The sequence below is a fragment of the Streptomyces blattellae genome (assembly GCF_009709555.1).
Taxonomy (GTDB): Bacteria; Actinomycetota; Actinomycetes; order Streptomycetales; family Streptomycetaceae; genus Streptomyces; species Streptomyces blattellae.
Window position 1 is genome coordinate 1 of the sequence record NZ_WJBG01000017.1, and the last position, 887, is coordinate 887.

Genomic DNA, 887 nt, shown 5'->3' on the forward strand with positions numbered 1-887 from the left:
ATCGTCAGATCGCAGAGATCACCGGGCCCCACCGCAGGTCAGCACCACCCGTGAATGGACACCCTGGAAGTCGTTGGTTGCTTCGATCTCCATTGAGGCGCCGCAACTTTTGACCTTTACCGGCTCATCCGATTGCGCATCGGTACCGCTGCTCTCGTCTTCCTGGCTTCCGCAACCGGCCATGGCAAGTACAGTCAGCAGAGCCAACCCCGGCATGCGGATACGTGCCCTCTTCGCTCTGTTCACGTCGTTCATTCCTCATAGGCAGGAATCCGCTGCCCCCGGCTCTCAGCGATGTTCAGTACGTCCGTCAGGCTTTCGATCAGACGGCTTGCGATCCAGCGCAGCTCATCTGCCGTGAGTGTGGCCTCTTCTGTGACCATCGGTCGCGCCAGTCCGACAATGACCGTGGCTGATTCGATCTGTTGACTCTCGATGGTGTCGGCCAGCATGGACAGGGGCGTACGCGTGCCGTCCGTGATCAGGTGCGCGGACTTCCCCTCTGGCCCCTTCCAGGGCAACAGCCGGACATGGCTTGGTCGGCTCACTGCGCTTGCGCGGTCGTTCACTGTCCTCAGCTCCTCATAGCCGGTGTGAGCTGAGCTTATGCGCTTACGCGTAAGCGCGGTAGCAGAGTTGCGCGATAGCGCACAGGCTGACCGTATGGCTGATCTTGACCGTTCCCGGAACCTCTGGCCCCAGATTGCCGATGATCTGCGTCGCCGGTTGCGCGCTGGAGAGTGGACACCTGGTGAGCGCTTCCCTGGGACGGTCGCACTGGCAGCGGAGTACGGGACGGCACAGGCGACCACACAGAAAGCCGTGATGGCGTCCCTTGTCGTGGTGTAGCCGATCACGGTTAGGGAGTGCGCCGGGGGCGTGTGTCG

The 887-nt window shown here is 62.0% G+C and carries 3 protein-coding genes; 1 reads left to right on the forward strand and 2 read right to left on the reverse strand.

Annotated elements, in window-relative coordinates:
* Nucleotides 1–18: 18 nt before the first annotated feature.
* Entirely contained in the window at nt 19–255 is a 237-nt protein-coding gene (locus GFH49_RS00770) for a hypothetical protein (protein ID WP_155053773.1), read from the reverse strand.
* Complete coding sequence (locus tag GFH49_RS39670; RefSeq protein ID WP_230396088.1) at nt 252–452, reverse strand: hypothetical protein; 201 nt, start codon at nt 450–452, stop codon at nt 252–254. The genes GFH49_RS00770 and GFH49_RS39670 overlap by 4 nt, the downstream gene beginning before the upstream one ends.
* A gap of 211 nt (nt 453–663) precedes the next feature.
* On the opposite strand from GFH49_RS39670, the gene GFH49_RS00780 reads away from it, so the two are divergent.
* A complete protein-coding gene (locus GFH49_RS00780; RefSeq protein ID WP_155053774.1) occupies nt 664–849 on the forward strand; it encodes a GntR family transcriptional regulator in 186 nt (61 codons plus the stop codon).
* The last annotated feature ends 38 nt before the right edge of the window (nt 850–887 follow it).